25 protein-coding genes are annotated in these 24,062 nt (G+C 68.8%); 14 read left to right on the top strand and 11 right to left on the bottom strand.

Translation table 11 applies throughout. From position 1 onward, the window contains the following. Window positions 1–103: 103 nt before the first annotated feature. Window positions 104–889: a trans-aconitate 2-methyltransferase gene (locus A5732_RS08070; protein WP_076053793.1), complete on the top strand. Its 786-nt coding sequence runs from the start codon at window positions 104–106 to the stop codon at window positions 887–889. 32 nt (window positions 890–921) lie between these two features. On the opposite strand, the gene A5732_RS08065 is transcribed toward A5732_RS08070, so the two are convergent. Further along, on the bottom strand, window positions 922–2,352 hold the full coding sequence (locus tag A5732_RS08065; RefSeq protein WP_076053795.1) for a sulfatase family protein: 1,431 nt from the start codon (window positions 2,350–2,352) through the stop codon (window positions 922–924). Window positions 2,353–2,420: 68 nt separating this feature from the next. After that, window positions 2,421–3,089, bottom strand: a complete 669-nt coding sequence (gene bluB, locus A5732_RS08060; RefSeq protein ID WP_064953646.1) for a 5,6-dimethylbenzimidazole synthase — start codon at window positions 3,087–3,089, stop codon at window positions 2,421–2,423. A gap of 76 nt (window positions 3,090–3,165) precedes the next feature. On the opposite strand from bluB, the gene A5732_RS08055 reads away from it, so the two are divergent. Next, the gene (locus A5732_RS08055) at window positions 3,166–3,447 is read left to right on the top strand and encodes a hypothetical protein (RefSeq protein WP_076053797.1); all 282 of its coding nucleotides are present in this window, start codon (window positions 3,166–3,168) and stop codon (window positions 3,445–3,447) included. On the opposite strand, the gene A5732_RS08050 is transcribed toward A5732_RS08055, so the two are convergent. Continuing rightward, complete coding sequence (locus tag A5732_RS08050; protein ID WP_076053798.1) at window positions 3,431–3,913, bottom strand: hypothetical protein; 483 nt, start codon at window positions 3,911–3,913, stop codon at window positions 3,431–3,433. The genes A5732_RS08055 and A5732_RS08050 overlap by 17 nt on opposite strands. An 80-nt stretch (window positions 3,914–3,993) precedes the next feature. On the opposite strand from A5732_RS08050, the gene A5732_RS08045 reads away from it, so the two are divergent. Continuing rightward, window positions 3,994–4,671, top strand: coding sequence for a phosphatase PAP2 family protein (locus A5732_RS08045; protein ID WP_076101901.1), 678 nt, complete (start codon window positions 3,994–3,996; stop codon window positions 4,669–4,671). Between the two features lie 99 nt (window positions 4,672–4,770). Beyond that, window positions 4,771–5,430: a L,D-transpeptidase family protein gene (locus A5732_RS08040; protein ID WP_064953740.1), complete on the top strand. Its 660-nt coding sequence runs from the start codon at window positions 4,771–4,773 to the stop codon at window positions 5,428–5,430. A 4-nt stretch (window positions 5,431–5,434) separates the two neighbouring features. Here the strand turns inward: A5732_RS08040 and A5732_RS08035 are convergent, their stop codons facing one another. Beyond that, the gene (locus A5732_RS08035; RefSeq protein WP_371915806.1) at window positions 5,435–5,911 is read right to left on the bottom strand and encodes a nuclear transport factor 2 family protein; all 477 of its coding nucleotides are present in this window, start codon (window positions 5,909–5,911) and stop codon (window positions 5,435–5,437) included. A 4-nt stretch (window positions 5,912–5,915) separates the two neighbouring features. Then, a complete protein-coding gene (locus A5732_RS08030) occupies window positions 5,916–6,536 on the bottom strand; it encodes a TetR/AcrR family transcriptional regulator (protein WP_076101900.1) in 621 nt (206 codons plus the stop codon). A gap of 38 nt (window positions 6,537–6,574) precedes the next feature. Here A5732_RS08030 and A5732_RS08025 point away from each other — a divergent pair, with 38 nt between their 5' ends. The 4 genes from A5732_RS08025 to A5732_RS08010 all read left to right on the top strand — a co-directional run bounded on the left by A5732_RS08025 (window position 6,575) and on the right by A5732_RS08010 (window position 11,979). Continuing rightward, complete coding sequence (locus A5732_RS08025; RefSeq protein ID WP_076101899.1) at window positions 6,575–7,804, top strand: hypothetical protein; 1,230 nt, start codon at window positions 6,575–6,577, stop codon at window positions 7,802–7,804. Window positions 7,805–7,957: 153 nt separating this feature from the next. Next, complete coding sequence (locus A5732_RS08020; RefSeq protein WP_076101898.1) at window positions 7,958–9,919, top strand: Hsp70 family protein; 1,962 nt, start codon at window positions 7,958–7,960, stop codon at window positions 9,917–9,919. A 131-nt stretch (window positions 9,920–10,050) separates the two neighbouring features. Further along, the gene (locus A5732_RS08015; RefSeq protein WP_076101897.1) at window positions 10,051–11,499 is read left to right on the top strand and encodes a DUF7159 family protein; all 1,449 of its coding nucleotides are present in this window, start codon (window positions 10,051–10,053) and stop codon (window positions 11,497–11,499) included. 114 nt (window positions 11,500–11,613) lie between these two features. Further along, window positions 11,614–11,979: a hypothetical protein gene (locus A5732_RS08010; RefSeq protein WP_371915815.1), complete on the top strand. Its 366-nt coding sequence runs from the start codon at window positions 11,614–11,616 to the stop codon at window positions 11,977–11,979. A gap of 13 nt (window positions 11,980–11,992) precedes the next feature. On the opposite strand, the gene A5732_RS08005 is transcribed toward A5732_RS08010, so the two are convergent. Next, the gene (locus A5732_RS08005) at window positions 11,993–12,676 is read right to left on the bottom strand and encodes a DUF3060 domain-containing protein (protein WP_076101896.1); all 684 of its coding nucleotides are present in this window, start codon (window positions 12,674–12,676) and stop codon (window positions 11,993–11,995) included. Between the two features lie 58 nt (window positions 12,677–12,734). Between A5732_RS08005 and A5732_RS08000 the strand changes: the two genes are divergently transcribed. After that, window positions 12,735–13,754, top strand: a complete 1,020-nt coding sequence (locus A5732_RS08000; RefSeq protein ID WP_076053616.1) for an NADP-dependent oxidoreductase — start codon at window positions 12,735–12,737, stop codon at window positions 13,752–13,754. Here the strand turns inward: A5732_RS08000 and A5732_RS07995 are convergent. Beyond that, complete coding sequence (locus A5732_RS07995) at window positions 13,751–14,368, bottom strand: hypothetical protein (RefSeq protein ID WP_076101895.1); 618 nt, start codon at window positions 14,366–14,368, stop codon at window positions 13,751–13,753. The genes A5732_RS08000 and A5732_RS07995 overlap by 4 nt on opposite strands. Before the next feature lie 306 nt (window positions 14,369–14,674). Between A5732_RS07995 and A5732_RS07990 the strand changes: the two genes are divergently transcribed. Then, the gene (locus tag A5732_RS07990) at window positions 14,675–15,502 is read left to right on the top strand and encodes a glycoside hydrolase family 16 protein (protein WP_076053620.1); all 828 of its coding nucleotides are present in this window, start codon (window positions 14,675–14,677) and stop codon (window positions 15,500–15,502) included. On the opposite strand, the gene A5732_RS07985 is transcribed toward A5732_RS07990, so the two are convergent. Then, complete coding sequence (locus tag A5732_RS07985) at window positions 15,503–16,945, bottom strand: glycosyltransferase family 39 protein (RefSeq protein ID WP_253189025.1); 1,443 nt, start codon at window positions 16,943–16,945, stop codon at window positions 15,503–15,505. It lies immediately after the preceding gene. A gap of 231 nt (window positions 16,946–17,176) precedes the next feature. Here A5732_RS07985 and A5732_RS07980 point away from each other — a divergent pair, with 231 nt between their 5' ends. The 3 genes from A5732_RS07980 to A5732_RS07970 all read left to right on the top strand — a co-directional run bounded on the left by A5732_RS07980 (window position 17,177) and on the right by A5732_RS07970 (window position 18,937). Then, window positions 17,177–17,482, top strand: a complete 306-nt coding sequence (locus A5732_RS07980) for a hypothetical protein (protein WP_076101893.1) — start codon at window positions 17,177–17,179, stop codon at window positions 17,480–17,482. Between the two features lie 74 nt (window positions 17,483–17,556). Continuing rightward, window positions 17,557–18,210, top strand: coding sequence for a GAP family protein (locus A5732_RS07975; protein WP_171974980.1), 654 nt, complete (start codon window positions 17,557–17,559; stop codon window positions 18,208–18,210). Between the two features lie 55 nt (window positions 18,211–18,265). Then, complete coding sequence (locus A5732_RS07970) at window positions 18,266–18,937, top strand: GAP family protein (protein WP_076053645.1); 672 nt, start codon at window positions 18,266–18,268, stop codon at window positions 18,935–18,937. On the opposite strand, the gene A5732_RS07965 is transcribed toward A5732_RS07970, so the two are convergent. Then, a complete protein-coding gene (locus A5732_RS07965) occupies window positions 18,925–19,698 on the bottom strand; it encodes a hypothetical protein (RefSeq protein WP_076101915.1) in 774 nt (257 codons plus the stop codon). The genes A5732_RS07970 and A5732_RS07965 overlap by 13 nt on opposite strands. Before the next feature lie 28 nt (window positions 19,699–19,726). On the opposite strand from A5732_RS07965, the gene A5732_RS07960 reads away from it, so the two are divergent. Beyond that, on the top strand, window positions 19,727–21,226 hold the full coding sequence (locus tag A5732_RS07960) for a bifunctional phosphatase PAP2/diacylglycerol kinase family protein (protein ID WP_076101891.1): 1,500 nt from the start codon (window positions 19,727–19,729) through the stop codon (window positions 21,224–21,226). Here the strand turns inward: A5732_RS07960 and xylB are convergent. Together xylB and A5732_RS07950 are read right to left on the bottom strand one after the other, a co-directional pair. Next, window positions 21,171–22,613, bottom strand: coding sequence for a xylulokinase (gene xylB, locus A5732_RS07955; protein ID WP_076101890.1), 1,443 nt, complete (start codon window positions 22,611–22,613; stop codon window positions 21,171–21,173). The two genes, A5732_RS07960 and xylB, sit on opposite strands and share 56 nt — an antisense overlap. Then, window positions 22,610–24,013 (bottom strand): mannitol dehydrogenase family protein, encoded by a 1,404-nt coding sequence (locus A5732_RS07950; protein ID WP_076101889.1) that lies wholly within the window; start codon window positions 24,011–24,013, stop codon window positions 22,610–22,612. Before A5732_RS07950 ends, xylB begins: the two co-directional genes overlap by 4 nt. Window positions 24,014–24,062: the final 49 nt, after the last annotated feature.

Here is a 24,062-nt window from a genome sequence, read left to right as displayed (position 1 = left end):
CGCGGCGTTGTCCCGGGACCATTCGGGCCGCACCGGCGCACCATAGGAGTTATAGGTTTGCTATCGGCGCGCTGGCGGCGGCGCGAGGATCGGGAGGATCGACATGTGGGATCCGGACGTCTACCTGGCCTTCGCCGACCATCGCGCCCGCCCCTTCTACGACCTGCTGTCGCGGGTGGGCGCCGAGCGGGCGCGTCGCGTCGTCGATCTCGGTTGCGGCCCCGGTCACCTGACGAAGTATCTGGCCCGGCGCTGGCCGGACGCGGTCATCGAGGCGATGGACAGCTCGCCGGAGATGGTGGCCGCAGCCAAGGAGCGCGGCATCGACGCCGTCACCGGCGACCTGCGCGACTGGAAGCCGAAGCCCGACACCGACGTGGTGGTCAGCAACGCGGCGCTGCACTGGGTCCCCGAGCATGCCGACCTGCTGCTGCGGTGGGCGGGGCAACTGGCGTCCGGATCGTGGGTCGGCGTCCAGATGCCAGGCAACTTCGAGTCGCCGTCCTACGCCGCGGTGCGGGCGCTGGCCCGCCGGGAGCCGTATGCGAAGTTGCTGCGCGACATACCATTTCGGGTCGGCGCGGTGGTTCAGCCACCCGCGCACTACGCCAACCTGCTGCTCGACGCGGGATGCAAGGTCGACGTCTGGGAGACCACCTATCTACACCAGCTGACCGGCGAACATCCGGTGCTGGAATGGATCACCGGCACGGCGCTGGTCCCGGTGCGCGAACGGCTGGACGACGAGACCTGGGAGCAGTTCCGCGAGGAGCTGATCCCGCTGCTGCGGGACGCCTACCCGCCCCGCTCCGACGGCACGACGATCTTCCCGTTCCGCCGGGTGTTCGTCATCGCCGAGGTGGGGGGCGCGAGCCGCTCAGCTGGGTAGCCCCAGCAGCGGCGCCGCTCTCGCGACAGCCACTAGCGCTGCGTGGGCTTGCCCTCTTCTTCGATGCCGCGGTCGGCCGCGATGGCCGAGCGGGGGGTCGGCTTGGCATGGTGGATCTGCATATACGTTTCGGTGTACCGCGCGGAGATGCGGGTACCGGCGAACTCTGACGGGATGACGTCGCCGGTGCGCTGACGCCAATCATGAAGTCGCACAGCGAGGTTAGCCGCGACATCGTCGGCCGCGGTCCCGTCTTCGGCCAGCAGGTTGGTGGTCTCGGTGGGGTCGGCGCGCAGATCGTAGAGTTCACGCTCGGGCCGCGGCGACTTAACGAATGGCGCGACGGCCATCCCGGACGGGCTTTCCTCGATGTCCAGCGGCAGATCCAGCAGCGGCCGGGGCACGTAGTTCTCGATGTAGCTGTAGTCCTTGGTGCGAATCGCGCGGATCGGATCGAACGAGTCGTGGTAGGTCTTCATGGTGTAGACGTGATCGCGCACCGGCGTGGCCGGGGGATCCGGCTCCAGCAGAACGGACGCGTGCGAGACACCGTCGACTTCGGCCGGGGTGTCAATTCCCAACAGCCCCAACAACGTCGGGACCAGGTCGACCGCACTGAACAGCTCGTCGTAGACGCGGGGAGCCACGGTCCGGTTGGTGGGCGGCCGAATGATCAACCCGATGCCGGTGCCGGCGTCATACAGCGTGGATTTCGCCCGGGGGAACGCCGGGCCGTGATCGGTGAAGAACACCACCCAGGTGTTGGCGTCCAGACCGGTGTCGGCGAGCGCGTCCAACAGCCGCCCCACCGCGGCGTCGGCCGTGCTGATGGCTCCGTAGAAGTCGGCGAGGTCGCCGCGCACCTCGGGGATGTCGGGCAGGTAATCGGGCGGGTCCACCTCGGCGCTGTCGGCCGGCGTGTACCGGTCCCGCGGGTAGGGCCGGTGCGTCTCGAAGAAGCCGGCAGTCAACAAAAATGGCTGTCCGACAAGGCCGTCGGCGCCTTGCCGCAGCCACTCGTCGGCCCTCTCGGCGACGTAGTCGCAATAGGAGTTCGACACGTCGAACTCGTCGAAACCTAACCGCTTTGGGTAGGAGGTCTCGTGCTGCATGCCGAAAAGCGCTGAGTACCATCCTGATTCGGACAATATCTGGGGCAGGGTGCGAATCCCGTCGCGGTATTCCCAGCCGTGGTGGGCCAGGCCGATGAGGCCGTTGTTATGCGGGTAGCGGCCGGTGAACAGCGATCCGCGCGACGGCGAGCACAGCGGCGCGGTGGCATGCGCCCGGGTGAACAGGATGCCCTCGGCCGCAAGGCGGTCCAGACGTGGGCTCGACACGTCGGTGTGGCCGTAGGCGCCGAGGTAGCGGCCCAGGTCGTGCCAGTGCACGATCAGCACATTGTCTTTGCGGCCCGTTTTCCGTTGTTGGTCCGCTATGTCGCCCGGCGTCAATGGCGTCACCTCTCACATTGCCTTGCGACCGGCGACGTTACCGCAACTTCCCTCGGTGTTTCCTGAGTGCCGACGCGTCAGGGCGTCGGCAGTTGACCCCATCGGTTCTCGCAGACGAATTCCGACAACGGTCGCGCGACCGCCCACCCGTCCAGTTCCAGCGCCGGGCGGTCGGGGAATTCGGGCACCGGCCCCAGGCACAGGATGGCCACCGGCTCGGCGCCGTTCGGCATCTCCAGCAGCGCCGCCAGCCGTTGCGGATCGAACAGCGAAACCCAGCCCATGCCGAGGCCCTCGGACCGGGCCGCCAGCCACAGGTTCTGGATCGCGCAGGACACCGACGCCAGGTCCATGTGCGGCAGAGTCCGCCGACCGAACACGTGCGCGTCGCGGCCGTCGCCCAGCGCCACCACGAACAGCTCCGCGCACTCGAGGATGCCCTCGACCTTGAGCGCCAGGAACTCGTCGGCCCGCTCGCCCAAAGCTTCCGCGGTGCGCGGGCGTTCCTCGTCGACCAGGGCGTGAATGCGCCGCCGCAGCGCGGCGTCGGTGATGCGGATGAAGCGCCACGGTTGCATCAACCCGACGCTGGGCGCGGCGTGCGCGGCCTGCAGCAGGCGCGCCAGCACGGCCTCGTCCACCACCGCGCCGGGAACGAACCGGCGCATGTCACGGCGCTCGTAGATGACGCGATATACGGCCCGCCGCTCTTGCGGGCTGAATGCCTCACCGGTCACGTCAGCCATCGTAGGAAATCCGCGTTAGCGTGGAGCCTGCCGATGCCTGAGCACCTGGTGAACCCCCAGGAAGGGAGTGGTTTCAGTGAAGCCTTCCGATCTATTCGATCAGCTGGGCGTCGATGCCGCCGGGCGCGGCTACGGCGAGCCCTATCAGACCCCTGACGGCACCACCGTCATCGTGGTCACCAAACCGCTGGGGGTGTTCGCCATCCGCGACGGGCAGGCCTCATGGACGCCGGCGGTGGACGGGGGCCGCATAGCGCTGATCGGGGTGATCACCGGCCTGCTGGCCGCGGTGATCGGCAGTCTGGCGGTGCTGCGGCAGCCGCCGTGGCCGCGCATCACGATCAGGGACTATAGGTAACTCCGACCGCGCGGAACACGTAGTCCGGCGGCATGTCGAACGCCAGCGACCGCCGGGGCAGGCTGCTGAGCACATCGGCGGGAATGGTGACCTTGTAGTGCAGCGACAGGTCGCCGCTGAATTTCTCGTCGACCCGGGACACGTCGACGTCGACCTGCAGTCCGGTCGACGAGATCTCCACCTGCGCCGCGCCGGTCTGCGGCGCGTTCCACCGCACGTTGACGGTCGGGCCGGCCAGCCGCGGCAGCATCGACAGCGTCGCCAGCACCCGCTCGGAGGTGAAGACCAGCGAACCGGTGTAGCTGGCGACGCTGTGCGGCAGCCGCACGCCGGGGATGGTGCCGCTGAATCGCCGGGTCACGGCGACGTAGTCGGCGAGGTAGGTGAGGCCCTCCGACTCGAGCTGCGCGTGCAGCTCGTCGGGGAGCTTGCCGATGCCGAACAACCTACGGACGAAGACGGCCATATCGACAGTATGACCGCGCGAGGTATGCCGTGCAGCGGGTCGCACGGTGACACCGGCGACGCTGCTGGTATCGGTTGGTTATGACTCGCCCCAGGACGCCGGTGGCCGTGTGGGTCGCGGTGTTGGGGGCCACCGTGTACGCGGTGATGTGGGCGGGCTACTGCCGGCACTGGACGTGGCTGTACCGGATGGATTGGTCGGTGCTGAACGCGGCCCGCGACGTCGCGCTCAAACACCCGCTGTGGCTGCGCTTTTGGGAAGGGGTGTCGTATGCGCTGGGTCCTGTCCCGATGTCCGCGCTGGGCATTGCGATGACGGTGTTGGCCCTGGTGATGCGCAATCTGCGGGCCGCGCTGGTGCTGGTGCTGGCGTGCGGGCCGCTCAACGAATTCGCGACCGCCGCAGCCAAGGCCCTGGTCAACCGGCCGCGCCCGGCGACCATGCTGGTCGCCGCGCCGTCCACCTCGTTCCCGTCCGGGCATGCGCTGGAGGCGATGGCGGCCCTGCTCGCCGTGTTGTGCTTTTTCTTTCCGATGATGAGCCGCTTGCTCCGCCGCATCGCGGCCGCGGTGGTGGCGGTGGCGCTGGTGACGGTCGGCGTCTCCCGGGTGGCGCTGAACGTGCACTACCCGTCCGACGTGCTGGCCGGCTGGTCGCTGGGATACCTGTATTTCCTGTTGTGTCTCTACATTTTTCGTCCTCCGGTCAGGCCCTCCGCCGGGCCGCTTCGCACGTCCGAAACCGCCACCGTGCCCTAACAGCGCTGTCCCGGTGAGCATTTGGTCACGGCGCGGTGACCTAACTGGAGCTAAAGCTTTACTTGACCCTGAAGATGTGCCCGTTTGACGATGGAGTGCATGCACCGACTGCTCACTTCGCTGTGCGCCGCGGCGTGCGTAATCTTCGCTTCAGTGGTGCTGGCGCCGATCAGTGCCGCCGCCGGCGCTCCCTGGTTCGCGAACGCGGTTGGCAATGCGACCCAGGTGGTTTCGGTGGTGAGCACCGGCGGTTCCAACGCGACCATGGAGATCTTCCAGCGCACCGGCACCGGCTGGCAGTCGCTGCGGTCCAACATTCCCACCCACGTCGGTTCGGCGGGCATGGCGCCGCAGGCCAAGAGCGGCGTTCCGGCCACCCCCATGGGCGTATACAGCCTGGACTCCGCGTTCGGCACGGCGCCGAACCCCGGCACCGGGCTGCCCTACACCCAGGTTTCCGGTGCCAACTACTGGTGGAGCGGCGACGACCACAGTCCCACGTTCAACTCCATGCAGGTGTGCCAGAAGGCGCAGTGCCCGTTCAACACCGGCGACAGCGAGAACCTGCAGATCCCGCAGTACAAGCACGCCGTCGTGATGGGCGTCAACAAGAACAAGACCCCTGGTGGGGGAGCCGCGTTCTTCTTCCACACCACCGACGGGAAACCCACCGAGGGCTGCGTGGCGGTCGACGACGCTCAGCTGGTGTCGATCATGAAATGGCTGCGGCCCGGCGCGGTCATCGCCATCACCAAGTAGCTTCTCAGTCGGCGGCGATGGCGCGGCCGGGTTTGAGGGTGAAATTCAGTCCCTCCAAAGACATTGTGGCGTCGTAAGTTCGGTCGTAGCCGGTGCCGCTGATCTTCCAACCGGCATCGGTGCGACGGTAGGTGTCGCGGTAGAAGGCCGCGCCGATCAACATGAAGTTGAAGTCGGCGACCATGACCCGGTCCTGCAGATACCAACTGCCCGTTGCGGTGTCGCCGTCGACGGTGATGTCCGGATGCGTCACCCGGTGTTCGGTGATGACGTTCGCGGGCAGCGACGTCCGCATGTACTCCACCAGGTCGGCCCGGTTCGTGAAGTGCAGCTCGTTGCCGATCGACGGCCCGTAGTCGGCCTTGATGTCCTCGGCCAGGGTGTCGGTGAAGTCGTCCCAATGCTTGGTGTCCAGCGCGCGCAGATACCGGTATTTGACTTGCTTGATCGCTTCGATATCGGCGAGATCGTCGAGGGTCATCAGGTCATTGCAGCACACGGGTGACCATGTCGACGAGGGCACGTCGTTCCAGGCTCCAATCGATGGCGGCGCCGGTGACCATCTGCGCCAGCACCGCACCGCGCAACGTGGCCCAAATGACCTCGGCCACACCGGCATGCGCGGGATCGGTGGTGATCAGTCGCCCCAGCTGGCCGACCGCGGAGTTCATGTCGAGCAGGTGGCGCCGCGAGGACGGGTCCGGACCGCCGCGGGTCTCGCGCAGGATCTCGAAGGCGGCCATTGACGTCGGGCTGCTGTAGCAGTTCCAGGCGGTGTCGACGACGACCTCGATGCGCTCGCGCAGCGGCAGCTCGCTGACGTCGGCCGACGACAGGCTGTCCACCAGCCGGGCCACCCCGTCGTCCACCACCGCCATCAGCAGCCCGTTGCGATCCCCGAAGTGGTACTGGATGACTCCCCACGTCACGCCGGCGCGTTCGGCCACGTGCTTGGCGGTGGCGGCGGAGAATCCCTCCTCGACGATGCAGCGGACCGTCTCATCGATGATTTTCGCGCGGGTGTCATTGCCGCGCTTGCGTGGCGCGGTGGTTCGCCGGGTGGGGCCAACCGGGCGATCGGGGGTCTGGCCAGCGACGATGGACATTGTTGACTTTATAACATAGTCGAGTCTATTTTTGGGGCGTGAGCAGCCCCTCGCGATACGCGCAATTGTCCCGTGACGAACTCGTCGTCCTGGTTCCCGAACTGCTGCTGATCGGGCAGCTGATCGACCGATCCGGGATGGCCTGGTGCATCTCCTCATTCGGCCGCGACGAGATGGTGCAGATCGCCATCGAGGAGTGGGCGGGCTCCAGCCCGATCTACACCCGGCGCATGCAGAAAGCGCTGAACTATGAGGGCAACGACGTGGTGACGATCTTCAAGGGCCTGCAGCTCGACATCGGTGCCCCGCCGCAATTCATGGATTTCCGCTACACCGTGCACGACCGCTGGCATGGTGAATTCCAGCTCGACCACTGCGGCGCCCTGCTCGACGTCGAGCCGATGGGCGAGCAGTACGTGTTCGGCATGTGCCACACCATCGAGGACCCGACCTTCGACGCCACCGCGATCGCGACCAACCCGCGCGCCCAGGTGCGTCCCATTCATCGCCCGCCGCGGACGCCGGCGGACCGGCATCCGCACTGCGCGTGGACCGTCATAATCGACGACTCCTACCCCGAGGCGCAGAGCATCCCGGCGCTGGACATCGTGAGCCAAACCCGGGCTGCGACATGGGAACTCGACCCCATCGACCCCTCGGACGAGGGACAGGCGGACTACTCCGGCCCGTTGCTGTCCGATTTCGACTTCGCCGCCTTCTCGCATTCGGCGCTGGTCCGGATGGCCGACGAGGTGTGCCTGCAGATGCACCTGCTGTACCTGTCGTTCGCGATCGCGGTGGCCGCGCGGGCCGCCAACGACGACGAGGCGGTGGGCGTGTGCACCCGCGGCCTGATCGGCATCGCGGGCGTGGCCGCCGAGCGCATTCACCGCGCACTGAAACTTCCGGGCGGCACCGAAGGCGTGCTGCGCGTCCTGGAGCTGCACCCGCTGCTCAACCCCGCGGGCTACGTTGCGGCCGAGACGGAATCGAACCGGCTGCACGTGCACCCGTCGCCGGCCCATGACGATGAATCCTGGATCTCGCTGTGCTCACCGGAATCCGTGCAGCCGCTCCAGGCGATCGCCACCGCGGTGGAACCGCGCATCGAGGTTCGAGTTAGCGGTACGGCCGCCGACTGGACGGCCGAGCTGGTCGAAACCGACACTCCGACCGAGGAACTGCCAGAGGTTTCGGTGGTCAGAGTCAGTGGGGGAGCGACATTTCAGTTCGAGCCCAGGCGTTCGCTGCCGCTGACGGTGTTGTAACACAAAGCTTTTTGTCAAGGGGTATTCGGTACCGCTTCGGTGACGCAAGCGCATCGAGCGGATACCAATGACATTGCGAAGCATCGGCTTTCCGCGTGTCCGCGGCTATCGTTAACGCTGGCCACCGACCCCTATAGACGAGGTTTTCGCTCTATGTACGACCCACTCGGGTTGTCGATCGGGACCACGAACCTGGTCGCTGCGCGTAACGGAAGCCCACCGGTTAGCCGCCGGTCCGTGCTTACCCTTTATCCGCACTGTGCACCGAAAATCGGTGCACCCGAAGAGAACCCGTCCCTAACCGAGCCTGGCGTACCGATGAAGGGCTTTATCGAGCGCATCGGTGATTCCGTCGCGCTGGTGTCACCCGACGGTTCCGCGCACGATCCGGAGCTGCTGACGGTGGAGGCGCTGGACGCAATGGTGCTTGCCGCCGGTGCGGATGCGGCGTGCTCGGAGATTTCCATTGCCGTGCCGGCGCATTGGCAACCCGCGACGGTGCAGGCGTTGCGGGACGCCCTGCGAACGCATCTGGGCTTCGTGCGAAGCGGTATGGCGCCGCGGCTGGTGTCGGACGCGATCGCGTCGCTGACCGCGGTGAAGTCCGAGCTCGGCCTGCCCGACGAAGGCGTGGTGGGGTTGCTCGACTTCGGCGGCAGCGGCACGTCGGCCACCTTGGTCAATGTCGCGGGGGATTTCGAACTCGTCAGCGCCACATTGCGTTACGCGGCGTTGTCCGGCGACGAGATCGACCAGGAGTTGCAGCTGCGTGCCTTCGACGAGTTGGGTCACGGCAGCGGCCTCGACCCGGGCAGCACCGCAGGTGTCGGACAGCTCGTCGAACTCAGGGAGCAGTGCCGCGCGGCCAAGGAACGGCTCTCGACCGACATGGCCACCGACATCACCGCGGTGCTGGGCGGGCGCAGCTGCAGCCTGACGCTGACGCAGGACGACCTCGAACAGCTGATTCAGGACCGGTTGACCGGTTTCATCTACGCCTTCGACGACATGCTGGTGCGCTACCGCAAGGGCTGGTCGGACCTTGCGGCGGTGGTCACGGTCGGTGGCGGCGCGCGCATTCCGTTTGTCACCGAACGGCTTTCGATGCACGGCCGCACGCCGATCCTGACGCCGTCGCAGCCGGCACTGGCCGCGGCCAGCGGGGCGCTGATCCTGGCCTCGCGCGGCGGCGAGCTGGATCTGCGCACGCGGACGTCGATAGGGCTGCTTGCTTCGGCCGACGCGAGCGGTGATGTCGTCGACCTGGGCGCCGGCGATGTGCTGGTGATCGACGACGAGGCGATGACCGATCGCGAATTGGCTTGGTCGCAGACCGAATACCCCGGCGATCTGCGGATGCGGTTCGGTGGCGAAACCTACGACGAGGACGGTCCGGCCGGCTGGTCGATGCGGCTCAACGTGATCGAACCGCCGCGGGAACGCCGGCCCTGGCTGCGTCTTCGGTTCTCCCAGTTGATCATCGGCATGTCGGCCGTGGTCGCCATGACGGCGATCGGCGGGGTGGCCTACACGCTGACCGGGATCGAAAACCGTCCGGCCCCGCCGCCGCCCTCCGTCGCGCCGCTGCCGGCGCCGCCGGCCAACTCCGTGGCGCCGCGTCCGGTGGCACCTCCGCCGCCCACCGCGGTACCGCCGCCGCCTCCGCCGCCCAGCGCGCAACCCATCCCGAGCCCGGCGCCGCCGCCGCCTCCGCCGCCGTCGCCTCCGCCCCCACCACCGCCACCCCCGGTGGTGGTGACCACCGCGCCGCCGGCGCCCGTCTATACCCCGAGGCACACGGCGCCGCCGACGACCGCGCCGCCGCAACCGACGATCACCACAACGGTTCCGCCGCCACCGATGGAAACCACTACGCCACCGCCGCCACCGCCGCCGACCACCACCAGCACGACGGTGCCGATGACGACGGAGTGGATCCACGTCCCCCTGCTGCCGATACCGATTCCGGTGCAGGTTCCGCAGCAGCAGGCCCCATCGACCCCGCAGTACCCGCAATATCAGCCGTATCCGGGCAATCAGTATCCGCAGTACCCGGGGAGCCAGTATCCGCAGTATCCGGGCTCGCAGAATCCGTTCCTCGGGCCGGGTTATTAGCGTCGTTCCTGCGTACGCATACCTCCTGCGCGCCTAGCCGCACGCGCGTAACGTTTAGGTCACCAAGTTCAGACGGGTCCATCCCGTCATGCCCTCGCGAAGGGCGTTGAAAAAGACCTTGGAGGCGTTACGTGGACATCGTGCTTGGGGTGTCGATGGCTCCCAGGACAGTCCGCCTGGTAGCGATCGAAGGCCAAAATGCTGACGGCGTGACCGTCGAACAAGAAGAGTTCGCGGTTGCGGCCGCAGGGAATTCGGCCGCTGGGGCGGTCGATCAGGTGATCGACGCGATCATCGGCAGCCGCGAAGGCGTGTTGGAGGGCGGTCACCAGTTGACCTCGACGGGGGTCACCTGGAGTGACCCCGCCGGCGTCGGCGCGCTACGGGAGGCGATCGCCACCTACGAGCTGGGCGGCGTGATGCTGGTCGCGCCGTTGCTCGCCGCGGCCGCGCTGGCACAGACTGTGGGCTACGCGCTCGGCTACGAGCGGCTCGCGATGCTGTTCGTCGAGCCGGCGAACGCGACGCTGGCCGTGGTCGACGTCGCCGACGGATCCATTGTCGACCTGCACCGGCGCCAGACCGGTGACGGTCGTGCGGGAGGCCTAGCCGAGGAACTGGCGACGATGGTCTCCGGGCTGGATGCGCGCGGGTCCCGGGCCGACGGTGTGTTCCTGGTCGGCTGCGGAACCGACATCGTGGCGCTGAAGTCCACGCTCGAGGCGGCGACCTCACTTCCGGTCACCGGGCCCGAAGAGCCGGACATGGCTCTGGCCCGCGGGGCGGCGCTGGCGTCGGCGAATGCCCCGCTGTTCGCGTCGTCGACGGCGGCCCTGGCCTACGCGCTGGACCCGGGCACCGGAGAGCTGAGCCCGCCGGCGATCAGCCCGACCTACCTGGACGCCTGGGGCGACGTCGACTTCGGCACCGACGTCCGGGCGTACAGCGCCGTCCCGGACGAGGACGAGAAGCCCCCGCGCCGGCCGTGGTCCATGCTGCTCGCCGGTAGCGCCCTGGCCGCCATCGTCGCCGCGATAGGTGGGGTGGTGCTGGTGACGTTGACCTCGGATAGCCCAGGGTCCGACGGTCGGCACCATTCGGGCGTGAGCATCGCCACCCCGAGAGTCCAGCTGCCGGCGCCGCCGCCGAGCAACCTGCCGCAGGCGCCCCCGCCGAGCAACCCGCCGCAGGCGCAGCTGCCTGCTCCGAGCCCCGCGCCGTCGCCCGCACCCGCGCCCAGCCCGTCCGAGGTGGCCGCCCCGGCCCCCGCGCCGTCACCGGTGCAGCAGCCCGCTCCGCAGACCCCGGTCACTCAGCCGCCCGCGGCCCCGGTCTATCGCGCCCCGACCCGGCAGGCGCCGCAGTACGTGCCGCCGCCCGTCCGGCAGGCGCCCCCACCGGTTCAAGAGGCGGCGCCCCCGCCGGTCGCGGAACCCGCGCCTCCGCCGGCCGCACCGGCGCCTGCGCCCCCGCCGGCTGCACCGCAGCTGCCCCGGCAGCCACCGGTGACGATGTACCTGCACTTCCCGTTCGTCACGGTGCCGATTCCGATCAACCCGCCGCCGCCGCCCGGCCCGTAAGCACGTGGCAAACCCTGCCGACTGAGCGCACACTGGCAGTTACGGCACGAGCGCCTAGGAGGTCGCGTGGGCGAGCACAGTGGATTCGGATTCGACCCCGACGAGTTCGATCGAATGATCCGGGAGGGCAGCGAAGGGTTGCGCGACGTTTTCGAGCGGGTCAGCAAGTTTGTGGCCGCTCCCGGTGGCCGGGGGGGCTGGTCCGCCGTTTTCGACGACCTGTCGCGGCGCCCGCGCAGTGCCCCGGAAACCGCCGGCGAAGCCGGTGAGGGTGTGTGGGCCATCTACACGGTGGACGCCAGCGGTGGCGCGCGCGTCGAACAGGTCTATGCGACCGAGCTCGACGCACTGCGGGCGAACAAGGAAAACGTCGATCCCAAACGCAAGGTGCGTTTCCTGCCCTATGGCATCGCGGTCAGCGTCCTCGACGACGATACCGAAGAGGTCGTCGACGATGATGCCGCCGAAGGGCCTGCGTAGCAGCCGTTTCGGCTCAGCCCTGCTGCACCACGTTCGACCCGCCGGAGTTGCTGATCTTCGGTGCGCCCGAGTGGTAGGTGACCTTGTTGTCGAAGCCGGAGGCCTCGATGCTGTCGACGGCCTCGATGGTGATCGAATTCTGCACGCCGGACACCGACAGGCTGGTGCAATGCCCGGTGATCGTCACCGTGTTGGAAACCCCACTGACGCTGACGATGTTGTCGTTGCAGGCGATGGTCCGGTTCTCGTTGATGCCGGCGACGCTGAGCTCGGTGCCCGGCGGTGCGGCGGGCGAGGTCGACGGCGAGGGTGACCTCCTGCGTGAGGTCGACGGGCCGGGTTTCGTCGAAATGCTCGGCGGACTAAACGTTTTGGAGATGGTCGGCGGCGTGGCGATGATCGACTTCACGCCGGAGAGCTGGTGTGCGGCAAAGGCCGCGATGCCACCCGCGAGCGCCAATATGCCGATGACGACGACCGTGCCGAGGATCCACCAGACGCGGTTGCTGGAGGGGCGTTGCTGGGGTGGGCCACCGTAGGTCCACGGTGCCGGCGGCGGGGGTGGGGGGCCTGCCGGGCCGGGCGGATAATTCTGGCCGGCGGGCTGCGAACTGCCCTGTTCTGACGCCCGGGCCGTCTCGGCGAGCGGGCGCTCGAGTTCCCGGATCCGGTCTTCCGGGTCTTCGTTTGCTGCCATGGGAATGAATATGCCATTCGCTTCTGCGTTTTCGGCCCGTTCGGTAGTTTTTACGATCGTGCCCGATTTGCCGAATCGCCAGGTCCTCCTTCGTCGTCGCCCCTCCGGGCTTGTACAGCCGGATGACACGGAAATGGTCACCACCCCCGCGCCCGAACCCGCCGACGGCGAGGCGCTGTTGCGGACCACCTATGTCGGCATCGACGCCGCCGCGCGCACCTGGCTGGACGACCAGCCCAGCTATCTCCCGCCGGTGCAGCTGGGCGAGGTCATCCGGGCGGCCGGGATCGGCGAGGTGGTCGCGTCGCGGTGCGACGCCTACGCCGTCGGCGACGTCGTCACCACGCTGACCGGCTTCCAGGAATACGCGCTCATCCGCGACGACCTGTTCAGCACGCCCATCCCGGGCGAGGACGATCAGCTGGCCATCATGTCCGTCTACGGGCCGACCGGCGCCACCGCCTATTTCGGGATGACCGACATCGGCCGGCCGCAGCCCGGGGAGACGGTGGTGGTGTCGGCGGCCGCGGGTGCCACCGGGTCGGTCGCCGGGCAGATCGCCAAGATCGCCGGCGCCCGGGTGGTGGGCATCGCGGGCGGGCCGGAGAAATGCCGGGCGGTGGTGGAGGACTTCGGGTTCGACGCGTGCATCGACTACAAGAACGACGACCTCGCGGCGGCGCTGAAAAAGCATTGCCCGCAACGCGTCGACGTCTACTTCGACAACGTGGGCGGCCCGATCCTCAACGCCGTGCTGGGCCGCCTGGCCGCCCGCGCGCGCGTCGTCCTGTGCGGCGTCATCTCGAGCTACCTCACCGGAGACCACCCCGGGCCGTCCAACTACGTGAACCTGCTGTCCAAGACCGCGCTGATGCAGGGGTTCAATGCGCTCGATCAGTGGGGCCGCTTCGACGAGGCGTTCGCCGCGCTACGCCGGTGGGAGGCCGAAGGCCGACTTCACCACCGGCAGACCATCTTTGAGGGCATCGAGTCCTGTGTCGATGCCCTCAACGGCCTCTTCACCGGCGTCAACGTCGGCAAGACCCTGGTCAGGCTCAGCGAACCCAGCCCCCGCTAGGACTCGCCGAGAACCCGGTGCAGCGCCTTGCGGGCATCGGTCAGCGCCTCGAGCACCTTGGTCCGGGTCTCGGCGAGCTGCTGCTTCTGCTCGTCGGTGCCCGTCCATGCGATGGTGCGGGCCAACCCGGCGATCTCGAAGAACTCCTTGCGGATCTTGAGAACGTCGCCGAACTTGGCCGCCCGGCCCAGGAAGGCGTGCGCGGTCTCGCTGCTGATTCCGCGCCAGGCCAACAGGTTTCGGCCGAGTTCGGTCAGCGTCGCCACGCCGCCGTCGACGGTGACCACGCCGCGGCCGGCGAGAATGCCGATCGCCAGCTCTGCCACGTCCTGCGGCGGGGTGAACGCGCCGCCGGTCGCGTCGGACACGCGCTGCACCACCTGCGCGGCGTCGGCCGGCCCGTCCAACAGCAATGCCGCGGTGACGAACGCCGCGCGCTTGAGGCCGTGCCGCTTGCCGAAGGGCGCGAAGCCGGGACCGCCCGCACCCGGGCCGCCGAAGCCCGGACCACCAAAGCCCGGACCACCAAAGCCCGGGCCACCGAAGCCGGGTCCACCAAAGCCGGGACCGCCGAAACCGGGTCCACCGAAACCACCGAAGAATCCATGAGACATGGCTGTTTTCCTTTCTCAAACCATCAATCTCCTTGATACCAGCGGCGCGGGGGATGTCAACGTCGTTGATGGTTGGTGCCGGAAATCCCAGGAAGTCGGCCCCGCAACTGCTATCGTCGCTTACTTATGCCAGGGCGATGGCGACGACGGACCGGCGCGCGGGTCGCGACCGGGAACGCCGCGCGCGGGTCGCGACGGCGGGATGCGGGCCACCCCACCGCGTGGTTTCATAACACCGTTTGCGAGAGTTGCCTGGGGAGATCGCGCCGAGCTTGACGAGCCGGCTTTGAACGATTGGTGGTTTAGATGGATCGTCGCAGCATGATGTTGATGTCGGGCCTCGGCATGATCGGGGCTGCGATGCGCTTGCCGGGTGCCTGGGCCACCCCGTCGGGCCCGTCGGTGCCGGCCGCGCCGTCGGCGGGCGGCGGCAGCTACATCTTCGCCGACGAGTTCGACGGCCCGGCTGGCTCGGCTCCCGATCCGGGCAAATGGACCGTCCAGACCTGGCAGGACGACGTGTTCCCGCCGGTCGCGGGGATATACCGCGACGACCGCCGAAACGTCTTCCAGGATGGCAATTCCAATCTCGTCTTGCGTGCCACCCGAGAAGGGGACACCTACTACGGCGCCAAACTGCGGGGCAACTTCCGCAGCATGATCAACCAGACCTGGGAGGCGCGGATCAAGCTGGACTGCTTGGAGCCGGGCCTCTGGTCGGCCTTCTGGGGTGTCAACGAGGATCCGCTGCCGGACGGCGAGGTTGACCTTTTCGAGTGGTACGGCAATGGCTCGTGGCCCCCGGGAACGACGGTGCACGCCGCGTCGAACGGCAAAACCTGGGAGGGCAAGTCCATCCCCGGCATGGTCGACGGCGCCTGGCACACCTGGCGAATGCATTGGGGCGAGGAAGGGTTTCAATTCGCCCGCGACGGGGCGCAGTACTTCAGCGTCCCGAACAAACCCATCCACGTCCACGGGGGCGCCCCCGACGACTTCCGGTGGCCGTTCAACAATCCCGGCTACTGGATGACGCCCATGTTCACGCTCGCGGTCGGTGGCGTCGGCGCCGGCGATCCGGCCGCAGCCGGGCTCCCGGCGGACATGCTCATCGACTGGATCCACATCTGGTGACTATCGCTGGGCTTTGAGCACCTGGACCAGATTGAACTGCCAGCGCTCCACCAGCCGGAAACCCAGGTCGTGCGGCACCGCGAAGGCGGTGCTCGCCCAATAGACCGGGCCGGGCGGCAGCGCCGCACCCTGCTCGTGCGCCGGCTGGGACGCGTCGGCCTGGGTGATGATCCAGACGACGCCGCACTGGCTCAGCGGCCGGGCCACCACCTCGGGGATGAGATTGGTGTCGAACACGTCGTTGCGGTCGGTCGCCTTCTGCCACAGCGTGAGATCGATCAGTTTGCGATAGGCGTCCGGGCGCGCCGCCAGCAGTGGGCGCATGGGCGCCGGCATGAACGTCACCGTGTCGTTCACCAGTAGGCAATCGCCCGGCGCGGCCTTTGCGGTGATCAGGTCGGCGACCTGACTGTAGTCCATGCCGTACTTGGCATACGGGTTACGTTGCACCCGAACGTAATTGGGCGCAGCGGCCACCGCGAAAAGGCCGACGACCGCCGTCGTCACCCACGGCTTGGCGGCCACCGCGCCACCGCAGACGCCCAGGATCAGCGCCAGCGCCGGCGCGGTGAAACACAGGTAGCGCGGCGTGTAGATCGGATGAACCAGCGCCGAATACATCACGATCGCGGCCGTCGGCGCCACGAGCCACCCCGTCGCGAGCACCAGCAGCTGGCGCTGCGCATCCGCCAAGCGCGCGGACCCGCTGAGCCACAACACGATTGCCGCACCGATCAACAACGCCGACAGCACGGCGAACGGCGGGCATCGTTCGAAATACTGCTGCATCAGCACGTCTTCGATGGTGCGGTGGCCGATGGGCGCGACCCAACTGATCTGGTGCGCCTGCCCGGCGACCGTCATCAGAAACGGCATCAGCGCGCCGACGGCCACGGTCGACGCAATCACGAAGCCCAGCAACGCCGTTCGGCTCCGGTGGAAGATGCCGATGAACACGGCGTAGGCCGCCAGCAGCAGCGCGAGGTAGGCGTCCAGCACGATCGAGCCGGCCAACGCGACGGCATAGGACAGCCACAGCCAACCGGTGTCACGGCGCGCGGCATAGACCAGCAGGACGGTCAGCCACACGGCGGCCATCATCGACATGGCATAGGGGCGGGCCTCGATGCCCGCCCAGGTGGTCCGCGGCAGGATCGCGCAGAACACCCCGGAGGCCACTGCGACGGTGCGGGACGAGAACTGCTTGCCCAGCACGACGACGCCGGCGCCGACGGCGCCCACCGCCAGGGCGCTGGGCGTGCGCGACCAGAACTCGGTGGGCGGGAAAACCTGGAACCAGGCGTGCATGAGCAGGTAATACAGGCCGTGGACGGCGTCGACGTTGCCCAGCATGTGCCACATCTGGGCCAGCGACCGGCTGTAGGCGGCCGAGATGGTCGCGGCCTCGTCGTACCAGAAGGAGGGGCGGGCGGCGCCGGCCATGCTCACCGCGGCGGCCACGATCGCGACGATCACCGGGTCCAGCGCGGCCGGTACGGCCGGTCGGTGGCCGCCCAGCACGCCGCGGCGACGCCGGGCTGCCTCGGTGGTTCCGATGCTCACCGAACCGCCCGGGACGTCGCGGTTTGGCTGAGCACACCGCTATGTTGCCAGAAGCGAACCGGGCCGCTCATGGGGCTCAACCCGCCGTCTATTCGAACGTATGATCGATCAATGGGTTCGCTCGCGTCGATCGGGTACAACGGCCAGCCGGTCCGGAGCCCGTTTCGGGTGGTGCGTCCGGCGGTCGCGGTTCTGGTCGACCTGACGGTGCTCTTCCCGCGCGAGCCGCACCGCTCGGGGCGGTATCAGCCCAACGGTCTGCAGCTGCACAAGGTCGTCGAGGGATGGTTGAGTTGCTGGGGCCTGTGCGAGCAGGGCGACTGGTGGGGGCTGGTGACCTATCCCGTCGCGTACGGCTCCAAGCGCAGGACGGTGACGCACTGGGTGCCCGCCTGGACGCTGCGCCGCAAAGGCTGACCGGCCCGGTCAACCGCGGCGTGAGCGCCACGCCAATGCGATGATTGCTGCCCGTGGACACAAGTTGGACCTCGGTGCTGAGCAAACTCGTCGCGTTGGCGGCGGTCATCGCGCTGTCCCCGATCACGGTCATCCCCGCCGTGCTGGTGCTGCACGCGCCTCGACCGCGCCCGGCCAGTCTCTCCTTTCTGGGCGGTTGGCTGCTGGCCCTGGTCGCCCTCACCGCCGCCTTCGTCAGCGGGTCGGAGTTGCTCAGTGGCTTCCACGCGACCCCGCCGAAATGGGCGGCCTGGGTGCGGCTGGCCTTCGGCGTGGCGCTCCTCGCACTGGCGGCCTACCACTGGTTCACCCGGCATCGGCAGCGCGGCATGCCACGCTGGATGCGGTCGTTCTCCACCCTGTCGCCGGTGCGCGCGGGGGTGATGGGGGCCGTGCTGGTGCCGCTGCGGCCCGAGGTGCTGATCCTGTGCGCGGCCGCCGGCCTGGCCGTCGGCAATAGCAGCCTGAGCGCCGGCGCCCAGGTGATCGCGGCCGCGATCTTCGTCGTGCTCGCCGCGTCGACGGTCGCCATCCCGGTCTTGGCCTACGTCGGCGCCGGGGACCGACTCGACGATGTCCTGGAACGTCTCAAGGCCTGGATGGAGGCGAACCACGACGCGATGATGGCCGTCATCCTGTTCCTGATCGGGTTGATGGTGCTCTACAACGGAATTCGCACGCTGGCCTGATTCGGTTCGGCGCGTTCGACGTCGCATCGCCCGCGGCAATGAAAGGATGCCGCCCATGGCAGGAAGCTGGGGGACGGTGCTGACCGGGCTCGTTCCGCTTGGACTGGTCATCTCCCTCTCACCGCTGACCGTCATTCCGGCGGTGTTGGTGCTGCAGGCGCCGCGGCCGCGGCCGAGCAGCCTCGCGTTTCTGGGCGGCTGGGTGCTGAGCCTGGCCGCGCTGACGGCGATCGCCGTCGCGGGCTCCGGCCTGCTGGGCGGGCTGGACAAGGCGCCCCCGCGGTGGTCGTCGTGGCTGCGCGTGGTGCTCGGGTCCGCGCTGATCGTGTACGGCATCTACCGCTGGCTCAACCGGCACGGCCAGGCCGAATCCCCGGCCTGGATGCGCTCGTTCGCCAGCATCACCCCGGCGCGGGCGGGGATCACCGGGGCCGCGCTGGCCGTGGTGCGGCCGGATGTGGCGCTCATCTGCGTCCCCGCGGGACTGGGCATCGGCACCAGCGGGCTCGGCCTCGCCGGTGACTGGGTGGCGGCCGCGTTCTTCGTGGCCATCGCCGCCTCCAGCGTGGCGATCCCGATATTGGCCTACGCGGCGGCCGGTAGCCGCCTCGACGACACCCTGGCCAGGCTCAAGGACTGGATGGACCGCAACAACGGCGCCCTACTCGCGGCGGTCTTCGTCGTGATCGGTGCGATGGTGCTCTATCACGGGATTCACGCCCTATAGCCTCCGTCGGCCAGGCCCGCATCCGCTTCGAGCCTGTTCACTGCGCCAAAGGCCAACTCGCGGAACAACTCCCGGCCGTAGCCCGCGAGCATGCCCAAATAGCCCCGGTCTGCCCATTGCACGGCGTGCCGCTCTTCGTGGTGCAACACCCGGTCCAGGTCGAGCCGGCTCGCACGCGGCGTGCCGCCGGCGTCGAGATACCAGGCATGCCCGGACGCGACGATCTGGCGAAGCTGCTCGCCGGGGTCGGCGACCCGGCCCGCGTTGACCATGAACAGGTCACCCCAGGTGGTGCCGCCGCGCCGGCTGAACAGCCGCTGAATCCAGTTGCCGCCCAGGCCCATGAGCATGCCGTTGGGGGTGGTGACCAGCCGCCCGCCGTTGCGGTGCACGAACGCGACGTCGCGGGTGTAGCTCCAGCGGTTTGCGTTCTGGCGGGCCATGATTCGCGTCACCTCGGCGGGGCAGTAGGGCGTGACCGGAAAGTCGGTGGTCCGTCCGCCCGGCTTACCGTAGCCGGTGCCCGCGTTGAGGATGTAGGTCATCAGCGCGGCGGCTCGCGCCCGCGCGCCGTCGGCGTAGGGCGGGATCAGGAAGAACGATTTGCCGTGCGGGTCGTGGAACTCGGCCATGTTCGCGAGGACCCCGAAGCGCGCGGCGGTGACGTCGTGCCGGCGCGCGATTTCGGCGACGACGTGCGCGGCCACGCCGCGGCGCTCGGCGTTCTCCCGCCACCTCATGCAATAGCCCTGTGCGTCCATGTCTTCGGACCAATTTAGGGTGTAGCGAATGAACACCGGGCCCTGGCAACGTGCGCGCGGCATCAAACAGGTCACTCGGGGACTGGGCACGCTGGATCGAGAACTGTTCGACGCCATCGCCGAGACGGACACCCCGCTCCTGGACACGGTCATGCCGCCGCTGACCCGGGCGGCCGACCATTCCAAGCTGTGGATGGGCCTCGGCGCGGCCCTGCTGGCCACCGGCAGGCAGAGCGCGCAGCGCGGCGCGACCCGCGGGCTGGTGACGCTGGCCGCCACCAGCCTGGTCACCAACCAGCTCGCCAAGCGGATCCGCCGTAGGCCGCGCCCCGGCTACGACCTGGTGCCCTTGGTCCGCCAGGTCCGCCGTCGCCCGACGTCGAACTCGCTGCCGTCCGGACACTCCGCGAGCGCGGCCGCGTTCGCCATCGGGGTGGGGCTGGAGAACCCGCCGCTGGGCTTCGGCCTGGCGCTGCTGGCCGGGCTGGTCGGTCTGTCGCGGGTGGCGACCGGCGCGCACTACCCGGGCGACGTCCTCGCCGGGTTCGGCATCGGCTCCGGCCTGGCCGTGCTGGGTGGCCGGCTCGTCCCGCCGATCGTCGAAACCGCCCTTCCGCGAACGGAACCGCTGCGCGTCGCGGCACCGCAGCGGCCCGACGGCGCCGGCGTGGTCCTGGTCATCAACCCGGAGTCGGGCAGCGGCACCGGGGCCCGGGTGGTCGACGAGGTGCGCGCGGCGCTGCCGAAGGTCGACATCCGCGAACTGGGCCCCGACGACGACGTGGGGCAGGTGTTGCGCAACGCGGCCGAACGCGCCGAGGTGCTGGCGGTGGGCGGCGGTGACGGCACGGTCGCGGCCGCCGCCGGGGTGGCCATCGAGGCGGGGCTTCCCCTGGCGGTGTTTCCCGCCGGGACGTTCAACCACTTCGCCAAGGACATCGGCTGCGACGCCGTGGCCAAGACGGTCGACGCGATCCGGCGCGGCCACGTGGCATGCGTGGACCTGGTGTGCCTGAACGATTCTCGGATGATCCTCAACACCGCCAGCGTCGGCGCCTACCCGGCCTTCGTGCGGCGGCGCGAAAAGTTGGAGAAGCGCATCGGCAAGCCGCTGGCCGGCCTGTACGCCATGCTGCGGACGCTGCGCAAGGAGCAGCCGGTGCGCATCCGTTACGACAACAAGACCCTGCTGACATCGCTGTTCTTCCTGGGCAATTCGCTGTACCTGCCGACCGGGTTCGCGCCGGCGCGCCGGACCCGGATGGACGACGGCCTGATCGATGTGCGCATCCTCGAGACCGGCAGCCACTGGGCCAGGACCAGGATCCTGACCGCGCTGGCCCTGGGCCGCCTGGAGCGCAGCCCGCTCTACCACGAGTTGCAGGTGCCGGAATTCAGCTTCAGCGCCGTCGACGGCCCCACGTCCGTCGCCTGCGACGGCGAGGTCGCCGGCAAATATGACAAGGCCAGCTTCAGCGTGAAATACCGGGTCCTTTCGGTGTTTCGTCCGCTTCCCGACCGCCGGTGACCCCCTCGGTGAGGTCGCGTACCCGCGCGTAGTGCGCCGGCACCTCGGGTGCGGCGTCGGCGGTGTATTCGTCTGTGGGTGGCGGATTCCACGCGGGTGGCCGGGGCGATCCGCTCAACGCCCACGCCGCCTGCAGCGCCGCGCCCAGCGCGACGTACTGCGCCGGCGTGGGCGCCAGCACCGGCATGCCGAACACCGTGGGCGCGATCGCGCGCAGCGCACGGGATTGCGCGCCGCCGCCGACCAGCAGGATGCGCCGCGCGACGACGCCGTGCGCGGCCAGGTGCGCGACGCCGTCGGCGAGCGAGCACAGCAGTCCCTCCACGGCGGCGCGGGCCAGGTTGGCCGGGGATGCATTGGCGACGCGCAGGCCGTGCAGTGCACCGGTTGCGTTGGGCCGGTTGGGAGTTCGCTCGCCCTCCAGGTAGGGGACCAGCACCAGCCCCCCGCTGCCCGGCGGCGCCGACAGCGCGAGCCGGGACAGCTCGTCCTGGTCGACTTGCAGCATCGCGGCGGCTGCCTGCAGCACCCGCGCGCCGTTGAGGGTGCATACCAGCGGGAGATAGCGGCCGGTGCCGTCGGCGAATCCGGCGACGAATCCCGCGTCGTCGCGGACCGGATCCGCGGTGACGGCGGCCACCACCCCCGAGGTCCCGATCGAGACGATCACGTCGCCCTCTTCGACGCCCAGGCCCAGCGCCGCGGCGGCGTTATCTCCCAGGCCCGCACCGAATGCCATTGTGCCGCAGCTTGTTCGGCCCGCCGGGTCCAGCACGGTCGGCAGTTGCGGACGCCGGCCGCGCAGCGCCAGCTCGAGCAGATCGACCCGATAGGCGCCCGTCGCGGCGTCGTAGTAGCCGGTGCCGCTGGCGTCGCTGCGGTCGGTGGTCAGCGCCGCGATGTCCGTCTCGCCGCGCAGACGCCAGGTCAGCCAATCGTGCGGCAGGCCGACCGCCGCGGTGCGGTCGGCATGACGTGGTTCGTGGTCGGCCAGCCAACGCAATTTCGCCACCGTGATCGCGGCCAGCGGTACCACGCCCACGGCCCGGGCCCACGCCCGCGCGCCACCCAGCTCGTCGGCGAGTGCGCGCGCGGCGTCGGCCGATCGCACGTCGTTCCACAGCAGCGCGGGGCGCACCACCTGTCCGGCTCCGTCCAGGCACACCATGCCGTGCTGCTGTGCGCCGACGGCGATCGCGTCGACGCCGTCCAGCCCGCCCGCCTTCGCAATCGCTTCTCGAGCGGCGGTTTCCCATGCCGCCGGGTCGATTTCGGTGCCGGCCGGGTGACCGGCGTGTCCCTCGCGGACCACCCGGCCGGTGGCGGCGTCGCACACCAGCACCTTGCAGGACTGCGTCGACGAGTCGATGCCGGCGACCAGGGTCATCGTCCGTCGGCCCCAAGCAGCGCCCGCAGCGTGGCGCGCGCGCCGGTTCGGTGCAGCGAGTCCAGCGCCCACAGGTAGGCCTCGCGGAAACGCTCGTCGTCGACGAGATCGCCGAATACGGGACGGTTGGCCAGGAACGCGACCGGGTCGTCGCGTTGCGAGCGGGCGATCGGGACCAAAGTGTCGGCGAGCCGGTCCACCACCTCGATCGGTTCGCCCTCTTCGTCGACGCCCTCGGCGTAGCGTGCCCAACTCGCGACGATCGCCGCGGACAGCCGCACCGGGCCGCCGGAGCGCAGATTGTCGCGCACCACGGGCAACAACCATTTCGGGATACGGTCCGAGGATTCGGCGCACAGCCTGGCCACGGTGTCGCGGATGTAGGCGTTGGCGAAGCGCGGCAGCAGCCCGCCCCGGAATTCATCCAGCCCCGGGACGCGCTCCAGCGTCGGTGTGGCCTCCGAATCCATATAGCGGGCAAGGAATTCGGCGATCAACGGATCCCGGGCGGCGTCGTGCACCAGCCGGTACCCACAGAGGTAGGCGAAATAGCACAGGCCCTGATGCCCGGCGTTGAGCAACCGCAACTTCATCGCCTCGTAGGGCGCTACGTCGCCGACGAGTTGCACCCCGGCTTGATCCAGCGGTGGTCGCCCGTCGGCGAAGTTGTCCTCGACCACCCACATGGCGAAGGGTTCAGCGATCACGGGCCAGGCGTCGGTCACCCCGAATTCGGAGTCCAGCCGCGTCAGCACATCGGGCGTGGTCACCGGTGTGATCCGGTCAACCATCGAATTGGGGAAGGTGGTCTGCTCGCGCATCCATTGCGCGAGTTCGGGATTGATTCGCTCCGCGTACGACGTGAAGACGCGTCGTGACACGTCACCGTTCCCGGCGATGTTGTCGCAGGAGACGATCGTGGGGGAGGGCAGGTCGCGCTCGCGCCGCCGGTTGCACGCCTCGGCCACCAATCCGAACACCGCGCTCAGCGGTGGCTGATAACCGCCCTCGGTGATGGTGAGCGAAATGATCCGGGTGGCCGGATCGGCGAGCAGCTCGATCACGGATTCGGGATCGTCAGGCGCATAACGGTAGTCGACGATGGAGCCGATGACGCGCGGTTGCCGGGTGCCGTCGGGGTGTTCGAGGATCAGCGTGTACAGGTGGTCCTGGCCGCGCAACGCGTCGCGCATGCGCTCATCGTTCGGCAGCACACCGATTCCGCAGATCCCGAAGTCGCGCGCGAGCCCGTCGCTGAGCAGCCGATCGATGTACATGGCCTGGTGCGAACGGTGGAAACCACCGACACCGAAATGCGCTATGCCGATGCCGATTTGGCCGCGGTCATACGTCGGGACCGGGATCTCGAGGCCGGCCAGATTCCGTGCGTTCAGCTTCACTCGAGTGACACCTTAGCGCGGACCACCGAGCGCGGGGGCTAATCCGCCG

The organism is Mycobacterium colombiense (assembly GCF_001953985.1).
Classification (GTDB): Bacteria; Actinomycetota; Actinomycetes; order Mycobacteriales; family Mycobacteriaceae; genus Mycobacterium; species Mycobacterium colombiense_B.
The sequence above is the reverse complement of the archived record's forward strand: the minus strand, read 5'-3'. Positions and strand labels throughout refer to the sequence as shown.

Excerpts from the sequence above, each read along its gene's own strand:
- A5732_RS07985 (WP_253189025.1), bottom strand. The coding sequence starts at position 16,945 with ATGGCCGGCGCCGCCCGCCCCTCCTTCTGGTACGACGAGGCCGCGACC.
- A5732_RS08005 (WP_076101896.1), bottom strand. The coding sequence starts at position 12,676 with ATGGCAGCAAACGAAGACCCGGAAGACCGGATCCGGGAACTCGAGCGC.
- A5732_RS07980 (WP_076101893.1), top strand. The coding sequence starts at position 17,177 with ATGGGTTCGCTCGCGTCGATCGGGTACAACGGCCAGCCGGTCCGGAGC.
- A5732_RS08020 (WP_076101898.1), top strand. The coding sequence starts at position 7,958 with ATGTACGACCCACTCGGGTTGTCGATCGGGACCACGAACCTGGTCGCT.
- A5732_RS07965 (WP_076101915.1), bottom strand. The coding sequence starts at position 19,698 with ATGGACGCACAGGGCTATTGCATGAGGTGGCGGGAGAACGCCGAGCGC.
- A5732_RS08045 (WP_076101901.1), top strand. The coding sequence starts at position 3,994 with ATGACTCGCCCCAGGACGCCGGTGGCCGTGTGGGTCGCGGTGTTGGGG.
- A5732_RS08050 (WP_076053798.1), bottom strand. The coding sequence starts at position 3,913 with ATGGCCGTCTTCGTCCGTAGGTTGTTCGGCATCGGCAAGCTCCCCGAC.
- A5732_RS08040 (WP_064953740.1), top strand. The coding sequence starts at position 4,771 with ATGCACCGACTGCTCACTTCGCTGTGCGCCGCGGCGTGCGTAATCTTC.
- xylB (WP_076101890.1), bottom strand. The coding sequence starts at position 22,613 with ATGACCCTGGTCGCCGGCATCGACTCGTCGACGCAGTCCTGCAAGGTG.
- A5732_RS08010 (WP_371915815.1), top strand. The coding sequence starts at position 11,614 with ATGATCCGGGAGGGCAGCGAAGGGTTGCGCGACGTTTTCGAGCGGGTC.
- A5732_RS07960 (WP_076101891.1), top strand. The coding sequence starts at position 19,727 with ATGAACACCGGGCCCTGGCAACGTGCGCGCGGCATCAAACAGGTCACT.
- A5732_RS08070 (WP_076053793.1), top strand. The coding sequence starts at position 104 with ATGTGGGATCCGGACGTCTACCTGGCCTTCGCCGACCATCGCGCCCGC.
- A5732_RS07995 (WP_076101895.1), bottom strand. The coding sequence starts at position 14,368 with ATGTCTCATGGATTCTTCGGTGGTTTCGGTGGACCCGGTTTCGGCGGT.
- bluB (WP_064953646.1), bottom strand. The coding sequence starts at position 3,089 with ATGGCTGACGTGACCGGTGAGGCATTCAGCCCGCAAGAGCGGCGGGCC.
- A5732_RS08035 (WP_371915806.1), bottom strand. The coding sequence starts at position 5,911 with ATGACCCTCGACGATCTCGCCGATATCGAAGCGATCAAGCAAGTCAAA.
- A5732_RS07990 (WP_076053620.1), top strand. The coding sequence starts at position 14,675 with ATGGATCGTCGCAGCATGATGTTGATGTCGGGCCTCGGCATGATCGGG.
- A5732_RS08030 (WP_076101900.1), bottom strand. The coding sequence starts at position 6,536 with ATGTCCATCGTCGCTGGCCAGACCCCCGATCGCCCGGTTGGCCCCACC.
- A5732_RS07970 (WP_076053645.1), top strand. The coding sequence starts at position 18,266 with ATGGCAGGAAGCTGGGGGACGGTGCTGACCGGGCTCGTTCCGCTTGGA.